2 protein-coding genes and 1 riboswitch are annotated in these 3,437 nt (G+C 77.0%); both genes read right to left on the bottom strand.

The genetic code is table 11. The annotated features are described in order from the left end of the window. The coding region (locus ACSNOK_RS31810) for a cobyric acid synthase (RefSeq protein WP_436784262.1) at positions 1–2,045 on the bottom strand (2,045 nt) is incomplete at its 3' end. Further along, the gene (locus ACSNOK_RS31815; RefSeq protein WP_436784263.1) at positions 2,038–3,045 is read right to left on the bottom strand and encodes a cobalamin biosynthesis protein; all 1,008 of its coding nucleotides are present in this window, start codon (positions 3,043–3,045) and stop codon (positions 2,038–2,040) included. The genes ACSNOK_RS31810 and ACSNOK_RS31815, both read right to left, overlap by 8 nt. A 126-nt stretch (positions 3,046–3,171) precedes the next feature. Continuing rightward, positions 3,172–3,259: riboswitch (cobalamin riboswitch) on the bottom strand. Between the last annotated feature and the right edge of the window lie 178 nt (positions 3,260–3,437).

Raw genomic sequence — 3,437 nt, forward strand, 5'->3', positions numbered from 1 at the left:
TTCACCGTTTCCTCGGGGGCTCCGCCCCCGGCCCCCGGGTGGGGCCGACCGGCCGCGGGCCCGGCGTCCGGGGCACCGGGACGGGGCGTGGGCCCGGCTTCCGCGCCGGGGCCGTGGGCTCTGCGCCCGGCCGTCGCGCCGGCGGCGCGGCCGGCACCTTCGGTTTCCGGCTCGGGGCGGCGAGCCGGGGCCTCGGCCTTCGTACCGGAGTGGTGGGGTGTGCGGCCGGTTCCCGCGCCGCCCTCGTGAGCGGAGCCCCCGGCTCCGGGGCCGGGTCGGCCGGTGGAGTCCTGCGCGTCCGGGCCGGTGTGTCCGGCTGCGGCGCCGGCTTCCGCGGTGGCCTCGTGCGTGGAGTCCCCGGTTTCGGGGGCGTGGTGGCGGGGTGGGGCTACGGGTTCCGGGGCGGGTCGGCCGGTGGAGTCCTTCGGGCCCGGGCCGGTGTGTCCGGCCGTGGTGCCGGCTTCCGCGGCGGGGCCCCCGGCTGTGTGCGTCGTGGAGCCGCGCCGGTCGTCCCGGGCGTCGCTTGTTGCCGGTGCGCCCGGTGGGATGAACGGGAGTCCGGCCGGGACGCCGTTCTCGATGAGGCGCAGGAGCGCGTCCGTGTCGGCGTGTTCCTCGATGAGGTCGCCGAGGCGGTCGAGCTGTTCCTCGCGGAGGGCGGCGAACGACGTATCGGGGGCGGGGACGAAGCGCCGGCCCGCCTGTCCGGCGACGCGGCGGAGGAACGCGCGGCGGAAGCCGTCGCTCTCCAGGGAGCCGTGCCAGTGGGTGCCCCAGACCGCGCCGACGCGGCAGCCGTCGAGGAACTCCTCGTCGCCGCCGGTCACTTCGGCGACGCCGTGGTGGATCTCGTACCCCTCGACGTGCTCGCCGAGCGCCGTGCCCACCGGGCGGGCCAACGTCTTCTCCGCGGCGAAGCGGACGCGTACCGGCAGCAGTCCGAGTCCGGCGACGACGCCGGCCCGGGACTCGACGTCGTCCTCGATCCGCTCGCCCAGCAGCTGGAAGCCGCCGCAGATGCCGAGGACCGGGCGGCCCTCGGCGGCGCGCCGGGCGAGCGCGTCGGCGAGGCCGCGTTCGCGGAGCCAGGCGAGGGCGCGGACGGTGCCGCGCGTGCCCGGGACGACGACGAGGTCGGCGTCGGCCAGCTCCTCCGGGCGGTCCACGAACCGGACGACGACGCCGGGTTCGGCGGCCAGCGCGTCCACGTCCGTGAAGTTGGACATCAGCGGGATCGCGCAGACGGCGACCCGCAGCACGTCCTCGCCGTGCGGCGGGGCGACGACCGACTCGCGGACCGCGCCGCGCAGCGACACCCGCAGGCCGTCCTCCTCGTCGATGCCGAGGCCGTGCGCGAACGGCAGCACGCCGAACGTACGGCGGCCGGTGAGGCCGCGCAGCATCTCCAGCCCCGGCTCCAGGAGCGAGACGTCGCCGCGGAACTTGTTGACGACGTAGCCGGCTATCAGCTCCTGGTCCTCGGGGGAGAGCAGCGCGGTGGTGCCGAAGAACGAGGCGAAGACGCCGCCGCGGTCGATGTCGCCGACCACGACGACCGGCAGCCGGGCGGCCCGGGCGATGCCCATGTTGACGATGTCGGTGCGGCGGAGGTTGATCTCGGCGGGGCTGCCGGCGCCCTCGCAGATCACCGCGTCGTGGGTGCGGCGCAGCTCCGCGAGGCAGTCGGTGACCGTGCCGAACAACTGCTCCTGGCGGCCGGAGTGGTAGCCGCGGGCGCTGAGTTCGCCGACCGGCTTGCCCATCAGCACGACCTGGCTGCTGCGGTCGCCGCCGGGCTTGAGCAGCACGGGGTTCATCAGCGCGGTCGGCTCGACGCGCGCCGCCGCGGCCTGCATGGCCTGCGCGCGGCCGATCTCGGCGCCCTCGCGGGTGACGAACGAGTTCAGCGACATGTTCTGCGCCTTGAAGGGCGCCACCTTGACACCCTTGCGGACCAGCCACCGGCAGATGCCGGCGGTGACCACGCTCTTGCCCGCGTCCGAGGTCGTCCCCGCGACCAGCAGGCCCCCGCCTGGCTCAGCCACTCTTCCTCCTCGTCACGGATCCCGCTCCCAATCTGCCCACGCCGCGGCCCCGGAAGACCCGGGTCACCGCCCAGCGGCCGGCGACCGCGGCGCCCAGCGCCAGCAGCGACACCCGCCGGGAGAGCCGTACGGCCCGTTCGATGTCGGCCGTCGCGACCGGGCGGAGCTCGGCGCCCAGGACGGGACGGTGCTCGACGCGGCCGGCGTAGGCGAGGGTGCCGCCGAGCCGGACGCCCAGGGCGCCGGCGAACGCGGCCTCCACCGGCCCGGCGTTGGGGCTCGGGTGGCGGGCGGCGTCGCGGCGGGCCACGCGCAGGGCGCGGCGCGGGTCCGGGCCGGCGAGGACGGCGAGCGCCGCGGTGAGCCGGGCGCCGGGCCAGCCGACGACGTCGTCGAGCCGGGCGGAGGCCCAGCCGAAGCGGCGGTAGCGGGGCGACTTGTGGCCCACCATGGCGTCCAGCGTGTTGACGGCCCGGAAGCCGGCCAGGCCCGGCACCCCGGCGAGCGCGCCCCAGACGAGGGCGCCGACGACCGCGTCGGAGGTGTTCTCGGCGACGGACTCCACGACGGCGCGGGCGATCTGCTGCGCGTCGAGGGACTGCGGGTCGCGCCCGCACAGGTGCGGCAGCCGTTCCCGCGCGACGTCCAGGTCGCCGGCCGCCAGCGCGCCGCCGATGGCGCGGGCCTCGCGGCCCAGCGAGGTGCCGCCGAGTACGGCCCAGGTGGCGGCGGCGGTCAGCGCGACGTCGGCTCCGGCCGAACGGCGTGTGGCGCGGGTCAGCGCGGTGGCGGCGGCCACGACGGCGCCCGCGCAGACGGCCGTGTGCAGGGTGCCGCGGCCGCGGTGGTCGGCCCACAGGCGGCGTTCGACGGCGTGCGCGGCCCGGCCGAAGGCGGCCACGGGGTGGCCCCGGCGGGGATCGGCGACCACGAGGTCGGCGAGGAAGCCGAGCGCGGCGCCGTACGCGAAACCGACGGGACCCGAAGTGCCCGTACGCATCGGCTCAGACCGCCGTCGCGCCTCGGAGAGGTCGGTGGAGGGCGTCGGGTGATCGGCGTCGGCCGCGCATGGTCTGTGTGTCCTCACTCAGGGTCCGCGCCCTGGTTCGACGTGACCGGCGACCCAGAGTCTCCTGGCTCCCGGACCGGCACCGCTGGTGGGCGGGCGTCCGGTGACAGTGGCGGGACCGCGCCGGATTCTCACCGGCTTCCTCTGTTGTCGCCGTTTGGCCTCGGCAGTCCACCACGGCCCGCGAGCGGGCGTCAACTCGCGGTGGGGGCGCCCCTGACCCGCCCTTTCGCCCCGAACGCCGGACGGGCTGCGGTCAGCCCGTCCGGCGTTTGAGGACAACCGCGCGCAGCGCGGTTTCGGGGGTGCGGGGGCGCGGCCCC

The organism is Streptomyces sp. URMC 126, assembly GCF_051386555.1.
Taxonomy (GTDB): domain Bacteria; phylum Actinomycetota; class Actinomycetes; order Streptomycetales; family Streptomycetaceae; genus Streptomyces.